18 protein-coding genes are annotated in these 16,726 nt (G+C 62.1%); 3 read left to right on the top strand and 15 right to left on the bottom strand.

Annotated features, from left to right (window positions below; all coding sequences use genetic code 11):
* Positions 1 to 2: 2 nt before the first annotated feature.
* From EK23_RS16860 to EK23_RS16810, 11 genes are all read right to left on the bottom strand, one after another.
* On the bottom strand, positions 3 to 1,199 hold the full coding sequence (locus tag EK23_RS16860; RefSeq protein WP_045226561.1) for a CpaE/TadZ family protein: 1,197 nt from the start codon (positions 1,197 to 1,199) through the stop codon (positions 3 to 5).
* Positions 1,200 to 1,281: 82 nt separating this feature from the next.
* Complete coding sequence (locus EK23_RS16855) at positions 1,282 to 1,749, bottom strand: TadE/TadG family type IV pilus assembly protein (protein ID WP_045226560.1); 468 nt, start codon at positions 1,747 to 1,749, stop codon at positions 1,282 to 1,284.
* Entirely contained in the window at positions 1,746 to 2,198 is a 453-nt protein-coding gene (locus EK23_RS16850) for a TadE/TadG family type IV pilus assembly protein (RefSeq protein ID WP_045226559.1), read from the bottom strand. Before EK23_RS16850 ends, EK23_RS16855 begins: the two co-directional genes overlap by 4 nt.
* A complete protein-coding gene (locus tag EK23_RS22005; protein ID WP_082054285.1) occupies positions 2,195 to 3,409 on the bottom strand; it encodes a pilus assembly protein TadG-related protein in 1,215 nt (404 codons plus the stop codon). The genes EK23_RS16850 and EK23_RS22005 overlap by 4 nt, the downstream gene beginning before the upstream one ends.
* Positions 3,410 to 3,439: 30 nt before the next feature.
* A complete protein-coding gene (locus EK23_RS16840; RefSeq protein ID WP_045226558.1) occupies positions 3,440 to 3,769 on the bottom strand; it encodes a hypothetical protein in 330 nt (109 codons plus the stop codon).
* A 15-nt stretch (positions 3,770 to 3,784) separates the two neighbouring features.
* Positions 3,785 to 5,350 carry a type II and III secretion system protein family protein gene (locus EK23_RS16835; RefSeq protein WP_052808276.1) on the bottom strand — a complete coding sequence of 522 codons (1,566 nt, stop codon included), beginning with the start codon at positions 5,348 to 5,350 and terminating at the stop codon, positions 3,785 to 3,787.
* Between the two features lie 49 nt (positions 5,351 to 5,399).
* Complete coding sequence (gene cpaB, locus EK23_RS16830; protein ID WP_045226557.1) at positions 5,400 to 6,212, bottom strand: Flp pilus assembly protein CpaB; 813 nt, start codon at positions 6,210 to 6,212, stop codon at positions 5,400 to 5,402.
* Positions 6,213 to 6,242: 30 nt separating this feature from the next.
* Positions 6,243 to 7,568, bottom strand: a complete 1,326-nt coding sequence (locus EK23_RS16825) for a DUF8689 domain-containing protein (RefSeq protein ID WP_045226556.1) — start codon at positions 7,566 to 7,568, stop codon at positions 6,243 to 6,245.
* Positions 7,569 to 7,571: 3 nt separating this feature from the next.
* Positions 7,572 to 8,183, bottom strand: coding sequence for an A24 family peptidase (locus tag EK23_RS16820; protein WP_052808275.1), 612 nt, complete (start codon positions 8,181 to 8,183; stop codon positions 7,572 to 7,574).
* 249 nt (positions 8,184 to 8,432) lie between these two features.
* Positions 8,433 to 8,633 (bottom strand): Flp family type IVb pilin, encoded by a 201-nt coding sequence (locus EK23_RS16815; RefSeq protein WP_045226555.1) that lies wholly within the window; start codon positions 8,631 to 8,633, stop codon positions 8,433 to 8,435.
* 870 nt (positions 8,634 to 9,503) lie between these two features.
* Positions 9,504 to 9,830, bottom strand: a complete 327-nt coding sequence (locus EK23_RS16810) for a PilZ domain-containing protein (protein WP_045226554.1) — start codon at positions 9,828 to 9,830, stop codon at positions 9,504 to 9,506.
* 125 nt (positions 9,831 to 9,955) lie between these two features.
* Between EK23_RS16810 and EK23_RS16805 the strand changes: the two genes are divergently transcribed.
* Entirely contained in the window at positions 9,956 to 11,338 is a 1,383-nt protein-coding gene (locus EK23_RS16805; protein ID WP_045226608.1) for an urease accessory protein UreH domain-containing protein, read from the top strand.
* A 7-nt stretch (positions 11,339 to 11,345) separates the two neighbouring features.
* Here EK23_RS16805 and EK23_RS16800 read toward each other — a convergent pair whose 3' ends face one another.
* From EK23_RS16800 to EK23_RS16790, 4 genes are all read right to left on the bottom strand, one after another.
* The gene (locus tag EK23_RS16800; RefSeq protein ID WP_045226553.1) at positions 11,346 to 11,927 is read right to left on the bottom strand and encodes a hypothetical protein; all 582 of its coding nucleotides are present in this window, start codon (positions 11,925 to 11,927) and stop codon (positions 11,346 to 11,348) included.
* A gap of 39 nt (positions 11,928 to 11,966) precedes the next feature.
* Positions 11,967 to 12,386, bottom strand: coding sequence for a hypothetical protein (locus EK23_RS24285; RefSeq protein WP_235282164.1), 420 nt, complete (start codon positions 12,384 to 12,386; stop codon positions 11,967 to 11,969).
* Positions 12,387 to 12,484: 98 nt separating this feature from the next.
* Positions 12,485 to 12,685: a heavy metal translocating P-type ATPase metal-binding domain-containing protein gene (locus EK23_RS22685; RefSeq protein WP_082054284.1), complete on the bottom strand. Its 201-nt coding sequence runs from the start codon at positions 12,683 to 12,685 to the stop codon at positions 12,485 to 12,487.
* A 195-nt stretch (positions 12,686 to 12,880) separates the two neighbouring features.
* Entirely contained in the window at positions 12,881 to 13,078 is a 198-nt protein-coding gene (locus tag EK23_RS16790) for a hypothetical protein (RefSeq protein WP_045226552.1), read from the bottom strand.
* A gap of 802 nt (positions 13,079 to 13,880) precedes the next feature.
* On the opposite strand from EK23_RS16790, the gene EK23_RS16785 reads away from it, so the two are divergent.
* Both EK23_RS16785 and EK23_RS16780 read left to right on the top strand, forming a co-directional pair.
* On the top strand, positions 13,881 to 15,236 hold the full coding sequence (locus EK23_RS16785) for a hypothetical protein (RefSeq protein ID WP_045226551.1): 1,356 nt from the start codon (positions 13,881 to 13,883) through the stop codon (positions 15,234 to 15,236).
* Positions 15,237 to 15,412: 176 nt separating this feature from the next.
* Positions 15,413 to 16,726, top strand: a complete 1,314-nt coding sequence (locus tag EK23_RS16780) for a hypothetical protein (RefSeq protein ID WP_235282162.1) — start codon at positions 15,413 to 15,415, stop codon at positions 16,724 to 16,726.

Genomic DNA, 16,726 nt, shown 5'->3' with positions numbered 1-16,726 from the left:
GCTCAATCTCCGGACAGGAATCTGGACAGGAATCGCCGCACAGCCCCCTGTCGGGGTGCGACCTGGTTGCCTGCAAGCGCCAAGGCAATTTTCTGAATGGACAGGGTGGCCGCCGAATGGGGCGCGTACTCGGCAAGCGGGACGCCGAGGTTGGCCGCTTTCTGGAAATTGGCAAAATCGTTCGCCACCAGGAAGAGGTCATCCACTCCCAGGGCCTGCCGCATGTCCTCCGCGCTGATCGGATTGTTGCGCGAGTAGCGGTTTATAACGGGTTTGATCCGAGTTTCCGGGGTCCCAAGATCGTTCGTCATGATCTTAAGCAGACGTTGGGCGTCGCGCAGACTGGTCAAATCCTGTTGCAGGACCACGATGATGTGCTCGGCCCGTTCGAGCACCAGGCTGAAGATGGGGTCGATCAGCCGCGGCTGATCCACCACCACGTGGGAATAGCTGCCTACGGCCAGGTCCAGGAGCCGGGCCAGCCGGGCCTCGCTGACCTCCCCCGGCAACACCACCTGCGAACTCAGGCAGGTAAGGAGATGCAGGCCGCTGGCATGCTGCGCCACATAACCGGTCAGCGCGATCTCGTCCAGGGAGTCGACCGCGGCCAGAGCTTCCATCAAGCCCTGTTCCGGAGAGAGGTCCAGACGCAGGCACTGCGACCCGAACTGAAAATCCAGGTCCAGCAGCAGGGTATGGGAATCGTGGGACGTGGACAGGGCATGGGCAATGCCGCTCGCGATGGTGGAAGCGCCGGCACCGCCCTTGGCGTTTACCACGGCCGTCACCGCCTGCTCCCCGCCCTGCTGGCGCGCCAGTTCCTCTTTGAGGATCTTGCGGATCGCCGCCAGCGCGTCATCCAGAAACTGCGGCCCCAGGACGAAATCGCGGGCTCCAGCCTGCATGGCCAGGCGCATGAGCTGCGAACTGGCTGCGCCCCCGTTGTAGATGACCAGCATGGCGGGACGGGAAGGAGCGTTAAGCCTGGAAAGGCATTCCAACTCCCGCTCCGGCGCGGGGCCGAGGAGATGCACCAGGATATCCGGCCTGAAGGTGGGGTCCGAGAATAGCTCGGAGACATTGCCATCCGTGGCCCTGACGCGGACCTTCACCTGGGGTAACGGCTGGACCGACCGATGGAGAATCTCCATATCGGTTTCGTCGTGCCCCGAAAGCAGGATGTTGATCGTCGTACGCATTGCGATGACCGCCGCTGACCAATTGTTTATCCAAAGTGCCACCACGCACTGGGGGCTCGATGGCGCCGGACCCGCCCAATCTTCAAGGGCACTGGCTGGAACCCCCACCGGCATCGGGAACCGCGCCCAGGCTCTCGCGAGGCAAGGTCGTGGCGAATTCCGGTGCATTGAGTGTCAGATTGAAATACGGGATCAGGAGGAGATGCCGATACCCCGTGATCCGAACCCGCACAAAGCGAATGTCGTCGGGAACTCCAGTCACCGCGCCGCCCTCGTCCAGGTATTCCGTCACCACGTTGCCGGTATCCAGTCCATGCAGGAGCGCGCTGTCGCCCGAACTGGCCGGCGCGTTGAACACCGTGACATTGGCGATCGAAGGGTGATTAAGCGGACACACGGCCGCGAGCCTGGCCCCCCGCCGTGTCGCTTCCGACAGTGTGTTCCAGACGAATAGGGCCCGGCCGAACTCGATCGCGCCGAACAGCAGGACGAAGAACAATCCCCCCACCAGCGCGAATTCCACGGTGTGCAGACCCCGTTGGCGTTTCATATCGCCCTCATGGTCGTGGTGGCGGTGAAGCTCAGGGCCTTGGGACCGCTCCCACCGAAAAAGCTCATGATGCCGCTGAGTGGGTTACCCGGCAGAAACTGGAACGTGTAACTCGCGGTGACAGTGACCCAGTTTCCGGTGCCATCCAGGCTCGCGGAAACGGTGGGCAGGGGACCTGGCAAGATGGGCGGGCCGCTCGCCAGAGTGTTCCCGAAACGCACCAGACTGACCGACTTGCCGGCCGCTCCGCCGTCCACGAACACGTTTGCGGAATAAAATCTTGCGCCGTCGCGAACCGCCTTGGACAAGGTGTTGTACTGGTACAGCGCGCGTCCCATCTCCGTCACACCGAGCATCAGGAGCAGCAGGATCGGCGCGACGATCACGAATTCCACGAGAGCAATCCCGCGTTGCCGCAAACCCATTTCAAAGTCTCGTCGCGGTTTCATGAGTCGGCCGCTCCAAAATCCTTGTACAGGATGATGGTGTGGGGCCCCGGCCCGAGTCCGGTGGAAGTGCCCATACCGCCGCTCTGATTGATGCATTCGTAGAGCAGTTCGCTGTTGATCGTCTGTGTGTTTCCCTTATGCGTGGGCTGATCGTTCAGGAAAAAGCAGCCGTAGCCGAGTATTGGGACATTCTTGTTCTTGCCCGAATCGAGGCCGGTGCAATCCACAAAAGGCACCGTCATGATTCGTGGGTGGGGATTCTGGATGCCGGCCGGGTTGTCCCAAGTTCCCTGCTGGGACAACGTGGTCTTGTATGCCGCGTAACTCAGGGGGGTCGTGGTAATCACGTCCGAAGCGATCCGGGCCGCGATGCCATCGTGAACAGGGCCTACGGTGTTGCCTGTCTTGGTATCCACGTTGGTGGTGTCGCCCACGCACAAGGGACTCTGATAGCCGCCGGCAAGATTGTCCCGCAGGCAGGCGGCGCCGGAGCAGCCCAGTTCCAGCAATTGGAAATTGCCGGGCGTTACCTGCGTCTTGGAAGAATCCTTTATCAAGGGCGAAACCACAGGCGCATCGGGGTCTACCGGATAGCCGAATACCATGGTCGGCGGTGTGTTCTTTGTTGGATCACCGCAGGCCAGCAGAGGCACGACATTTGTCGGACAGGGCAGCACCGGGCTGGGCCCGGCCACGGCACGGGCACTGACGTCAACGGTATGCACGCCGATCACCTGGATCAACCAGGCGGGGCGGGAGAAGTTTGCAACTCCTACGCGAACGAAATTCGGACTTGCGCCGCCTGGAGCGAAGGGACTCAGCGTTTCCGAAAACTCCACGATCACGGCGTCGCCAGCGATATTGCTTAGCTCGGAGTTGCCGCTGGCAGCGGCATTCATGGAAAACGCGGACCGTGCGGCGGCAGTTGCCAAGCTGGTGTCATTCGTCTCGTCCAGGGTCTTGGCTCCGCTGAGGGCAGCGGCATCCACCGCATTCTGCAGCCGGGTTCGGTTGAGGTACGCGTGCCCCATGTCCAGGGCCAGGCCCGCCATGGCGATCAGGGCGATCACCCCGATGGCGAACAGCGGGAGGATGGCGCCGCGCTGCAATTCACGGGTCCGGAACGGACCGGGCGATATCCCGGACGACTTACATGCCCTTCGGTTCCGGTCCTGGCCGGCCCTGAGGGTGGAACCACCTTGGTTCATCATGTTTGCGATCTCCCATGCCGCGGCGGTGCCCTAGCGCCCCGAAGATCCGCTGCTGGATCGTCCGGGCGTGCCCAGCACCGTGTGCTCGCGCACCGACTCGGGCTTGCCGATGTCGCCGCGATACGCCTTGCCCAGGATCGCGTCGGCCTTGTTGGCTTCAATGCCGTCGGGCGCCAGCGCCTCCGGGTGCTGAGCCTTGGCCGGGTTGTAGGTCTGGTTGTTGACCATATTGCGCACCGAGTCGCCGTAACTGGCCTCGGTGCGCGCCGGGGTGGCGCTCCACTCGGCGCAGGCCTGCAAGCTCAGAAGGCCGATCGCCAGGGCCAGTTTCGCCGCCCCTTGCCGTGTCGTTTGTTTCATGGCTGCCCGCTCCTGTCAGGGTTGCTGTCCGAAATGGCCACGCAGGCCGCCGCTATAGACCTGTCCCGGTCCACCGCTCCGCGCCGGCGCCTGACGGGCCTCGGTCCGGCCCATCAGGTAATACTCCATATCGCTGGGTTCGACGTACTTGTCCGTGGGCAGGGCGATCTTGTCCGGCGATACGGGCTTGACCAAATGGGGGGTGACGAAGATCACCAGTTCCGTCTCGCTCTTGAGGAACTTCTGGCTGGTGAACAACTGCCCCAGGATGGGGATGTCGCCGAGACCCGGGAACTTGGAAATGCTCTCGCGCATGCTGTCGCTGATCAGGCCGGCAATCCCCAGGGTCTGGCCATCGTCCAATTCCAGCGAGGAATTGGCGCTGCGCTTGGTCAGGGAGGGAATGACGAAGCTTTCGTTGCTGTTGCCGACGGGCAGTACGACCGCGTTGTCGGCGGACAACTCGCTGACGTCGATGTTCAGCTTCATGCTTATCCTGCCGGTATCCAGCACTACCGGCAGAAACTTGAGCATGACGCCGAAGGGTTTGAACTGAACGGTGACGGTGCCCGCACCGCCCACGCCGATGTTCTGCGGAACCGGCACCGGGAACTCGCCCCCGGAAAGGAAATCCGCATCCTGCCCGGAAATCACCGTCAGGTTCGGCTCGGCCAGGATCTTGGCCAGTCCGTTCTCCTTGGCGGCGTTGATCACAGTCTTGACCGCCACATCGTGGCCGATGAAGCGGAAGAACATGCCGTAGGGATTGATGGCGCTGGCTCCCACGGCCAATGCCTGGGTCAGGGCGCTGACTGCAGCATTGCCGCTGATGGTCCCGCTGCTGAAGTCGCCGCTCGCGCCCACGGCCGAGAAGTCTACCTTCAGGTTGCGGGCCAGGCGTCGGTTGATTTCCGCCACGGTTACGCCCAGCATCACTTGTTGTGGACCGCCCACCTGCATGAGATTGATGACGCCAGTTTCCTGGCCCTGCGGCGCCGCAGACGAAGACCCGGGCTGGCGTCCACCTCCCGCTGCGGCGTTCTCGCCGATATTGGTGATGGTCTGGTTGCCGGTCCGGTATTCGGAGGGCTGTTGCTCGCCGCGTGGCGCGAAGGTGTTGGCGATCTTGATGATCGCATCCATTTTTTGCAGGCTGGAGACCTGTCCCGACAGCACGATCGCGCCTTGGGAGGACAGCACCTTGGGATGCTCGTTGGGGAACAGTTCGTGCAGCTTGGCCTTCAGCCCGTCCAGATCATGCGTTACCTCCACCTCGATGGTGCGGTAACAACTGGCCTGGCTGCACAGCACCACATTGGTATTGCCGAGCCGGCGTCCCAACACATACAGATGGGTGGGATCGAGCAGGCGGACGTCGGCCACTTCCGGGTTCCCTACGGTGATGCGGGTGGTGGCCGCGGACAGATGAACGAAGCCGGCCTTGTTCACGGTGACGTTAAAGTCGTCGGACGCCCTGAGGCACGAAGGGACGAACGCCAGGGCCGCCCAGACGGACAGCGCGACGACGACGGAGCGGCCGTGCCGGCGCATCCGGGCGATCAGTTTGGTGGGCGTATTCATGGGCTAACTCCCGTCCTATTCTTTTTGCTTTTTTGGCTTATTCACGCGGCTATTCGGAACATTCGTGAGGGTTGCACCTCACCTTGCTGGCTAACGTGCCCCGAATGATCGTCACGCTTCTGCCGACGGAAGCCATGGGCCTCGGCGCGGGCTCGGGTGCGTGTGCCGCGAAGGGTCCGGGTTGGGTCTTCTCCACGACCGCGGCATCAGCCGGGTTGCGCAGGGCAAGCTGAATGGAGCCCTCTTCCTCGGCCTTGAACACGGCTTCCGCCTGTTGCGGCGTCATCTGCAGGGTGACCGAGCGCACCACGATGGGCTTGTTCTTGTCGCTGGTGGCTTCCTGATCCACGGCCAGCACCTTGATATCCTGCACGATGGTTTCCGCCTGGGTCGGGCCCTGGCCGCTTCCGCTCTTCCTCGAAGCCAGGATGTCCACATGATTGTCTGGCAGCAGAAAGCCGCCCACACCGCTGACGTCGTTCACCCGCACCGTGAAGGCGCGCATGTATTCTGGAATACGCAGGGAAAACACGTTGCCGCCCTTGGGGTCGAGCACACGCCGGGCATTCAGCGGTTCGTCGGCAAACACGGTGTCAATGGCGATCTTGCCGAGCACCTGGGCCTTTTCCGTGAACATGTCCGAGGTGATGGCGTCCTTGGGCCATTCCACTTCCCTGACCTGCGACGGCTCAACCTTCTGCCACTGCGGGATGTCCTGCGCCGCGACCAGCACCTTGCCATACTGCAACTTCATCACGGGACCGCCCGACAGGGAGGTTACCCAGCGCTGGGCAATGAAGACCGCAGCGAACGCCAGGATCAGCGCGCCCAGGAAAAGAATGAAAGTTCTGCCAGTGAACATGGGTGTCCCCTTGTCTCTAAGATTCCGGGCTCACGCACTCCCGGTAGTGCTGTTCCACGCCGGCCGCACGAAATAACTGTTCCAGGCCCGCTCCGTCCGTTCCGCCGTAACCTGGTTGGGCAACCCCTCGTAGCGGCACTGATCCAGCGCCAGGCCGATCAGGTCTCGGGGCTGGCAGGGCAGCAGCGGTCTCCGCTCCCGCAAATACAGGCTGAGCACATGGCTCAGCGCCGCCGAGTCAAATTCGATCCCCTGCGAATCGCAAACCTGCCGCCAGATGGCTCCAAATTCCTCCACCGTCAGGGTGTCGAACCGCACCTTGTAGCCCAGCCGCCGCAGGAAGGCTTCATCCGCCAGTTCCAGCGGATTCAGGTTGGTGGAGAAAATCAGCACCACATCGAAGGGCACCGGGAAGCGGGTGCCGCTGCCCACGGTGAGGTAGTCCAGCTTCTGCTCCAGGGGCACGATCCAGCGGTTCAGCAGGTCCTTGCTGTCCACCCGCTGCCGGCCTAGGTCGTCCACCATGTAGATGCCGTTATTGGCCTTGAGCTGCAAGGGCGCGAAATACTGCTTCGTCATTGGGTCGTGCGACAGTTCCAGCATGTCCAGGGTCAGCTCTCCGCCGGTGACCACCACGGGGCGCTGGCACTCCAGGAAACGCTGGTCATGGCTCGCATCCAGCAGAAGCTGGGCCGGATCGGCCTTATCCGCGACAGGGTGGTGCAGCGAGGGATCGAAGAACTGCACTACGTAATCCCCCACCGCCAGGGATTGGGGGATCAGCACAGTTCCCGCCAGCAGGCGCGCCAGGTGCAGGCTGATATAGGTCTTGCCAGTGCCGGGCGGGCCGTAGACGAAGATCGGCCGCCCTGAATGCATGGCGGGGCCCAGTTGTTCCAGCACCGAGGGGCGTATCACCATCCCGTTGAACACCCTGACGATGTCGGCGCGGCCGACCCGCTGCCGGTGCACCGACTGCGCCTCGACGACGCGTTGATATAATGGCAGCGGGACCGGCGCCCGGCCGCTGTAGCCGCTCTTCAGCAGGGCATCCAGGGCCTGGTTGCGTCCTCGCTCGGTCAGGGCATAGCGCAACAGGCCCGAGCCTTCCCGGGGGGAGCGCACCTCGATGACGCCGTTGCCACGCATGAACTGCAGCAGGGTCTCCAGCACCGGCCAGGCCAGGGCGAGTCGCTGCACCAGTTGCTGTTGGTCCAACACGCCGCCCCAGTAGAGATGCTTGGCTAGCAGGTCGCATAGGAAATCACGGCCGAGGCCGGTTTCCTCGACGCTGCGGGGCCGCGGCGCGAGCCCGCGCGCTGATTCGCCCGTTGGCAGGTTGGCGACGGCGTTCATGGTTCATCCCGCCCAAAGACACTTGAAAATGGGAGTGAAGGCGCCGGTCCAGGCCAGTGCCCCGAGCGTGCCCAGGGCGATGGCGATGGCATAGGGAAACCGCAGCGTTGCGGCGCTGGCCGGACGGGGCGGGGTGTAGGAACAGAGACCCGTGAGCAGCAGGCATTTGAACATCAGCCAGTAGCGCGCCAGGTATGCCCCCAATCCGCCGCGCAGGCCGATCAGGCAGAGCGCGATGAGACTGCCCACCCCGCTGCTCAGGCCCACCGCCAGCAGGCTGACGGGCCAGCCTAGTAGACTGCCGGTGGCGGCCATCAGCTTGACATCCCCGGCCCCCATCCAGCCGATGGCGTAGAGGGGCAGAAAGATGCACAGCCCGGTGGCGAACCCCGCCAGGCTGTTCAGCAACCCGCCCCATCCATGCAGGAAGGACAACAGAAGCAGTCCCGCAGCCAGTCCGCTGACGCACAAGGCATTGGGGATGCGATGGGTGAGAAAATCGACGATGGTCGCCGCGATGACCAGCAGGCACACCAGGAGGGTCTGCAGATGCTCGGTCAGGATTGCCAGCAGGGCGGTCAGGGCTGCTGGAGGCGCGTCGCCCACGGAGGTCATGGCGGAATCTCGGCTCTACAGATCCGGGCTGCTGATATGGCATCCCGGCCCGGAGGTTCATCCGCCTGGTCCTGGGCGCTGCCCAAGCCAGGAACGTGTTATTGGGTTTTGGGTGACCGCCTGCGCGGCGGTCTTGTTGGGGAGAGAGGAGCGGATACTGCCCGCTACTCTCGTCGCCCATGAGCGTTTGCCCATTGCTGATTAGGCATCAGTTTTGGCCGTTTATGTTACAAGCAACATAGCTGATTACTAGCCACCGCCCGCGCCACCTCCTACGGTACCTAACTCTGTGTGTACTGCTGTAATAATCCGATTTACGTCACCGCCCACCAAGAGAAACGCGGCGACCGCGCCCAAGAGAATGAGTCCACCCGTTACGGCGTACTCCACCATTTCAAGACCTTCCTCTTCCTTCCAGAAGCCCTTCAGTTTTTCAGTCAAGGTGTTCATGACATTCTCCGAAATATTGTCCAGTTCAATTGTTCGTTGCCCCCCGGCTTTCAATGGGGCCGGAGGGGCGACCCGCACTAGCGGGCCTGTGACCTAACCCTGGCCTGAACGTCCGACACGCTGTACAACTGGTCAGCATGACGTTCGTATATCCGCATCCTATGGCTGCGCCGTTACCAAAGTAAGCAAAACGTGTATTTGTGCTTCGTTGGTTACGTATATACGCTCACCATTGGGCCGATAGAATACGTATGGATGCGGATCAAGTTGGTTATCTTGTCGTTCTGAACAATGAAGGGCCAATTCGATCGGTTTGTCACCGTCAGCTTGCCAGATATTGTTGATCTTGCGCCTTTTAATGTACTTTAGATTGAAGTGATCGGCGCGCCGAAGCAGTGGGTGCGGGCGGCGAATTGGGTGAGCCTTTTAATCTGGAAAAAGGGGATTTGTGCTCCGAGAAACCGGCTGATCGCGGGTAATTTAAAACTCGGCATCAATCCATCCTGAATTTCTCTGCGCCCGTCACAGGAAAGCCAGATTTCCGGGTGACTTACAAGATCAGGGGGGTGGTGCTCGCGTTTCGTGGCAGAGTGCGAGGGTTTCGGATTTGGGCGGGAAGATTGAAGCAGGCCGCGTGAGGTGTTCGGTTATTGATGGTCGGAGTGCGGGTCGGTGGCTCTGCCCCGCCTTATTGACGCTAAGTTATTCACGTGCTCGGGAAGCTGCGCCGCAAGCATGTGGTGCTATTTTCTCGCTTGGAAAGGCTAGGGAAGCCTTGGCCATCGGCAATCATCCGATCCAAACTCTCAGCCGTGTGCAGCGCCGAAGCCGGGGCGCGTCCCCGGCTTCATGAGGCTGAGCGGCCTTCGGTCAGGCGGCTTCCAAGTGGTCGTCGCGATAGATGTACTGGTTGCCCCCGAAACCCAGCAGGCTGCTGAACTCGAACCCCACTTCCAGACCGCCTTCCAGGGTGGGCCGCTCCCAGACGGGAAACATGCAACCCTCCAGTTGCAAGGTGGGCAGCCGCACGCGCACGGCGCTTTCCGGGGACAATGCATCGGGTGGTGTGTCGAAGTGGGCCATGATGCCGCGCAGGGAAAGGTTGCGCACGGTGAAGGGATGCTGCTCGTCGTCCTCCTTTAACAGGTAGGCCGTCAGGGTAAGGCTCTTGCGATAGTGGTGCCGGTCATTCTTCATCCTTGCAGTCCTCCAAAAGTTTGATGGGGTTGCACTTCTCGGGGCCGGAGAATCTGGCGGCGCTGATGGTCCAAGAGGGGATTACGCCCGGCTTGGGGCGACAAGAACCAGATCTGCCTGCCAAGATGAATACTATCGAGAGTCTGAGGGTTTCCGTCAAGGGCATGCAGTGCCCCGGCTGCGAGACCGTGATCGAGAAGGCGGTGCGCGGGCTGGCGGGCGTGCGCAGGGCCAAGGCGGATTTCGGCGCAGAGATTCTCGAGGTCAGCTACGAGCCGAAAAAGCTGCCTCTGTTGCGCATCATCGGGGCTGTGGAGCGGGCCGGGTATGAGTGCTCCCTGGCCAAACCGCCGCATTCCTGGCGCGACACGTTCATAAAGCTGGGTGAAATCCTGCTGGGACTGGCGGGAATCGGCCTGATCTTCGCCGCCGGCACCTGGCTGGACGTACGTGAGCGCCTGCCTGCCTTCGGCCAGCACATGGGGCACGGGATGATCTTCGTGGTCGGCTTGCTCACCGGCTTTCACTGCGTGGGCATGTGCGGCGGCTTCATCGTTGGGTACACCACTGGCGGCGCCTTGAAGGGACGTGGCCACGGTCTGTCCCATCTCGCCTACGGATTGGGCAAGACCATCGCCTACACGGCCATCGGGGCCGGGTTCGGCTACCTGGGGTCCATCATCACCTTCACGCCTGAGATCCGCAGCGCCACCGCCATTGCCGCCGGCGCGTTTCTGGTGCTGTTCGGGCTCAACATGCTGCACCTCCTGCCGCATTGGCACTGGTTCGGGTTGCGGACGCCGGCATTTCTGGCGCGCTTTGTAAACCGCGAGTCGCGCCGGCACCGAAGCCCCTTCGTGATCGGCATACTCAATGGCCTGATGCTGGCCTGCGGACCATTGCAAGCCATGTACATCATGGCGGCGGGCACCGGCAGCATGCTGGAGGGAGCGACCGTGCTATTCCTGTTCGGCGCCGGTACCTTGCCTCTGCTCATGGGCTTCGGCTTTCTCGCCAGCGCGTTATCGCGCCGCGTCACCGGCTCCATCCTGCGTGTCTCCGCCGTGCTGGTGGTAACCCTGGGATTGATCATGCTCAACCGCGGGATGGTGCTGGGCGGCAGCGGCTATGATTTCACCTCTTTGATGACCAGGGCCTCAAGCGAGTTGAGGCTGATCGCCAGGACCTACGCACCTGCCCTGGTTCCGGAGGGAGGGGTTCAGGAGATAAGGATGGAGGTAAACCGAAAGGGTTTCGTCCCCAACCGCTTCGTATTGAAACAAGGCGTTCCCGTGCGTTGGATCATTAACGGCGCCGAGTTGACCGAATGCAACCGCGCCATCGTGGTGCCTGGGCTGGGACTGGCCTTAGACGTTCGAGAGGGTGAGCAGATCATCGAGTTCACGCCGATGGAGGCTGGCCTCATTCCCTGGAGTTGCTGGATGGGCATGCTGCCCGGCGCGTTCATGGTGGAGGCCGTTGCCACGGGAACGGACGCGCCGCCCTGAGAGAAGCTCAGCCGAGGTGCGCGCGGCGTGCCCTTAGCAGCAGGAACAGCAGATAAGTCAGGGCGACCCAGTGATTCTTGTGCTCGAAGGGCCGCCGCAGCCAATAGCGGTAGACCAGGCTCCAGTGGGTCTTGATCAGGTAGAGGATGAGCAGGTCGTTGAACACCGTGCGCGCCGTTCCGGGCGCCATCCAGGGATTTGCGAGCCGTTGACGGGCAACGATGCGCAGCGCATCGGCGGTTTCGCGCGCTTCCTGCGACTTGGCCACGATCCAGTGCCTTCCGCTGCCGAGAGCTCTGCGCCAGGGCGGGCCGGGCCTGGGCGGTTCTTCGGACGGCGGTGTGGTCGCCGCGCTGCACAAGGCTTCGGCCACGGCCTGCAAGGCCTGCTCGAAGCTCATCAACTCGGGCTGGTAGCGCAGGGAGAGCTTGCCTGGCTTTGACGCCAGACTCACGCGGTAAATCCCGTCTCTACGGCGCAGAATCAGCGCGAGCTGCCGCCGCGCTTCCTCCGGGAAGGTGGCGGGCAGGTCGAAGCGGAGATGGCCGTGCCCGCGGTAACGCAGCGTGGTCTGTTTCAGCAGTGACACGGTAGCTTACGGGTCTGAATGCGCTGGCTGGGTGCTGGTTCAGCCGGCATTGCCGGCCTCATCCGCCTCATCCTTGGATTCGGCGAGGAGGTCTTCAAGGCTCTCCTTCTGCCGCAGCACGAAGTCCTTGCTCTGGTCGGCTGCGTTTGAGGCGGCCGCAATGATTTCCTTGCGGTATTTATGAACAAAATAGCCCGCCGCAAAACCGACGCCGAACATCACTACAGGATTTCGAACCAGGACACTCATTACTTTTCTCCCCGTCTGTGTAATTGTTGAGACTGCAACGCCCGTCGCCACGCCTTTCGCCAGTGTTTCGGCCGATGGCATGTGGCGTAGCAAGGACCGTTTCTCTTCGGTGTCCGTTACCGCGGAACCCGCGAGTCCCGCTTCGGCAGCCGTTCCATGCTCCGCCCTGCGCCCCGTTTCGGGGTCCATGCCTCCATGAGTCTGGTTCATTCAATGTCCTCGCGATCACGAAATCATTGGGCTGCGGCGTGCCGCAGCGGGTCCGCCGCTCGCGGCCGCCGCGCCAGAAATCTGGCGCAGACAGGCCGTCAGACGTCAGCAGACGGTGCCTGGGAACTGCCGTCTCCCGCAGGCGGGTCCGCTACGATTTCATCGCCGTGAAGCATCTGATAAATGCCTTCGCAACCCTCACAGCAAAATCGCTTGAGTCCCGACAGCGTGTTCAAGTGATAGGCCGATGTCTCCACCGGCAGGGAACACAGGTCGCAGGCGTACTGTTCGGTAGTCATGGCGGCGTTTGTCGTGAGCGTGGCGTAGGTGCGGCCGAGAGGGACGCTATGCTCCGGTAGTATAGGGGCTCAGGCGACGGAGGGGTAGGGGCCGCGAGCCCGGCGGCGTGCGCTGGTGCTTGCCTGCAGCCGGTCGGGCGCGTTTTGGGCAATCGAGCGTGAGGGTTCTGCGCGTGTGCGCGGAACCCTTGTGAATCAGCCTTTCAGCGCGCGATTGGAGGCCTTCATCAGCGCGATGCGCAGGGCGCCGGTGACGCTGGCGCTCAGCCCAATCTGGGCGGCGATGGCGGGGACTAGAATCAGTGATGCGAAGGTCAGACCGGTGGCCAGTAACAGGCTGGCGTCCGGGCCTTGCAGAGAACTGGTGGCGAGTGCGATGTGCTTGGTGCTCATGTCGGCCTCATTCAGCGAAAAAAACGACGGGATTGTTTTTTTTCTATCAATTAACAATCAACTCTTGTGCCAATGACGAGGTGCCCGTGTTTACTGGCCTTCCGCGAGATAGGGAGAGGTGGCGGGGGCTGGAACTGCGGCGAAACCCTATGTGAGGTGTGGCATATGACACACTTTGCCGTGCAGGGGGGGCGCTGGGATGCCGTCTGCGGTTGCCCTACGGCATTTTCCGGTAGGGAATTAGCTGACGCGATCTATAGGCGCGCGGCCCGAGGCCTGCCGCGTTCGCCGCTCTCCGTGGGAATCGAAGCCCGCTCAGCCTCCTCTGCCCTATGTGACACGGGTCGCGGTATATACAGGTGTAGCGGGTTGGCGTTGGAAGTATGGTGTGGGACGCAGGTGGGCCGCTCGATCCTGCAAGGCTCATTCAGGTCTTCGGCAAGACCCTGGCGGCGCCTGGTCATCCGGTAAAGGCGCCTAAAGTGTGTCAAATGCCGCAGTTGGGCCGCCCGCCATTACCTCGGCGTGGGTGTCACCCCAGCAATCCGGTCAAGCTCGGTGGCGCATAAAGCATTGAAATAAAGGAGCGGATAGGTCCGTGGCTTGGATTCTGGTGATAGCGGGCGCCTGTCCGGCGTGGTAATTGCGCAGACAGCCCTAACCGGCGATGGTTCATGCCGAGGTGTGTGAAATGCCTCACCATGAGTCATATGACGCAGTAGCTTGATCTGGCGGCGGCCTTCTGGCCGGTGACGTCCGGTATCTGTAATATGCGCCATCGGCGCCAGCGAGGGCAGATTTCATGAGCAGCAGTGTACATTGCAGTCCGCAAACCGACTGCGAGGAGCAGGCGCAGCAATTGAACCGCGATTGTCATTGCGTGACGTTCGATCGGGCCAGGATGCGTGAGGAGTTGCTGGAGCTACCCGACGGCAAGGCCTTGTTCCGCATGATCGTTGAAGAACGTCCGCATCTGTTCGCCGACTCGCCCGTGTTTATCCCTCAGGCCTGCCTGCAACGGCAGGCACTCATCATCCAGGCCATCGAGCGGGTCGTGGCGCTGCCGGCCTACCAGGACCGGGTACTGGCCTATGCGCCGGTCACGGCCAGGACTCTTACTCGTGCGCGAGGGGTGTTTTTCGGATACGACTTTCACCTATCCGCATCCGGTCCGCAGCTGATCGAGATCAATACCAATGCCGGTGGAGCCCTTATCAATGCCCTGCTGATGCGGGCTCAGCTGGATTGCGGTACGGGTAGCGTGCACGCCCAGGCCACGCGTCCGTCGGCGCCGGACCGGGCAGAGGAACGCGCCCTGGATCAGACCTATCTGGAGATGTTCCAGACGGAATGGCGCCTCGAGCATCCCGAGCGGCCGCTGGGATCGGTGGCGATTGTGGACGATGATCCGGCGAACCAGTTTCTCTACCCCGAGTTTCTGCTGTTCAAGGCTTTGTTCGAACGGCAGGGCATCGCGGCGGTGATCTGCGGGCCACAGGAACTGCAGTTCGACGGCCAGCGTCTCCGGGCCGGCGGGCAAGACATCGATCTGGTGTATAACCGGCTAACCGATTTCGGCCTCGAGGCGCCGGCTCTCGCTCCTCTCAGGGAGGCCTATCAAGCCGGTGCGGCGGTGGTCACGCCGCATCCGCGCGCCCATGCCCTGTACGCGGACAAGCGCAACCTGGGCCTGTTGAGCGACGCGGCGGCCCTGCAGGCGTTGGGCGTGGATGAGGATACCCGGTCATTGCTTACCTCGGGCATCGCGCACACGGAGACGGTGGATCCGGCGCGCGCCGATGAACTCTGGGCATCGCGCAAGCGATTGTTTTTCAAACCGGCCGCGGGTTACGGGAGCAAGGCGGCGTATCGCGGGGACAAACTGACCCGCCGCGTGTTCGAGGAGATTCTAAGGGGCCAATATGTGGCTCAGCATTTGATTCCGCCCAGCGAGCGGCATTTGCAGATGGATGGGGCGGCCATCGACCTGAAGGTGGATCTGCGCAACTACGTGTATCGCGGAGAGGTACAGGCCGTCACCACCCGACTTTACCAGGGACAGACCACCAACTTCCGCACGCCCGGCGGTGGGTTCGCGCCGGTGGTGGTGATTCCCTGCATCGACGAACAGCTCAAGGCGTCGGCCGGCTGCCTCTGAAGGGCGGGTTCCGGGCTGGCTAGAGCGCCCTGCCTCTGCGTTTCGTTGCTATGCTTGCCTCAAGAATAAGACTACATCAGCGGAACCTAGTCTGAGGCCACGGATGCAAACGGCATCCGGCTCGTTCGTACCATCCAGGCTTCTTTCCGTGGATCGTTTTCAAGAGGAGGCCACAGGTGTCTTGCCGTTTTCAGGAAGCGGGCAAAGGGGTTGTCGGCGAGCGTGTTCGCTCCTGTGTGATGCGGTTGGGGAGTAATGCCGGCGCAGCCAGTTTCTTTTGCGTGTCTCTCGTTTTTGCGACATCCGCACTTGCCCAGGACCTGGGGCGTAACTGGTCCATCAAGGGTTTCGGGACCTTCGGCGTCAGCGGAACCGATACCGATCAATTGGAATACCGCCGGGATATCTCGCAGGCCAGCGGCGTTACCCGTTCCGCGGGGATCGATATCGACTCCCGACTGGGGCTGCAACTGGATGTGGACATCACCGATACCCTGCACACCACCGTGCAGTGGGTAGCCCGTCAGCATCCCGGGGATTTCTTCGAGCAGAACCTGGACTGGGCCTTCCTGCGCTGGCGGCCCGCGGCGGATCTGGACCTGCGGGTCGGCCGCCTGGGATTCGACGTATTCATGCTGTCCGATTATCGCAATGTCGGATATGCCTATCCCTGGGTGCGGCCTCCGCACGAATTTTACGGCGGACTCCCGGTCTACCACTTCGATGGCGCTGATATCGCCCATCGCTTCCAGGTGGGAGACGGACAACTGACCCTCAAGGGCTTCGGAGGCTATGCCTATTACCAGGTGCCCGGTCCCTTCTCGACGCTGTTTGATGCCTCCTCTGCGCTCGGGGGAGCGAGCGCCGTGTATGAGTTGGGTAATTGGCGCGCCCGTATCGGGTATGTCTATACCTTGAACCTCAGCGACCCGCCCTTCGGGCCGCTTTCTTCTGCCTTGGACAACCCGACCGTCAATGCCTTCTGGCCGGGTGCGAGCGGCCTCAAGGATGATTTCAAGGTCAAGAATGCAGCTGTCCAGTTCAGCTCCATTGGACTGGCCTACGACGATGGCGAGTGGCTGGGCCAGATCGAGGGCGCTTATATTGACTCGGAGGTCAACCTTTATCCAACCGTGGCCAACGGTTATTTCAGCATCGGCCGGCGCCTGGGCAGCTTCACCCCCTACGTGTTGCTGGGAATCGCGGAGACCCTGAACGAGGTCGTGGATGTGCCGCCTTTGCTGTTGCCGGTTCCCCAATTGCAGGCCTTTCGCTCGGCGGTTGACCAGGCGCTGAACGGCAACGGAGTGGATGAGAAATCGGTCTCCCTGGGTGTGCGCTGGGATGTCTACGAGAACATCGCAGTCAAGGCGCAATGGAGTCACTACTGGCTGGGTCAGAACGGCACTCAGCTTTGGGTCGAGCCGGCCAGCGGCCCGACACCCGACCAGGTGAATGTGTGGTCGGTGGGCGTGGACTTCATGTTTTAG

Source organism: Methyloterricola oryzae, from assembly GCF_000934725.1.
GTDB lineage: Bacteria > Pseudomonadota > Gammaproteobacteria > Methylococcales > Methylococcaceae > Methyloterricola > Methyloterricola oryzae.
The sequence above is the reverse complement of the archived record's forward strand: the minus strand, read 5'-3'. Positions and strand labels throughout refer to the sequence as shown.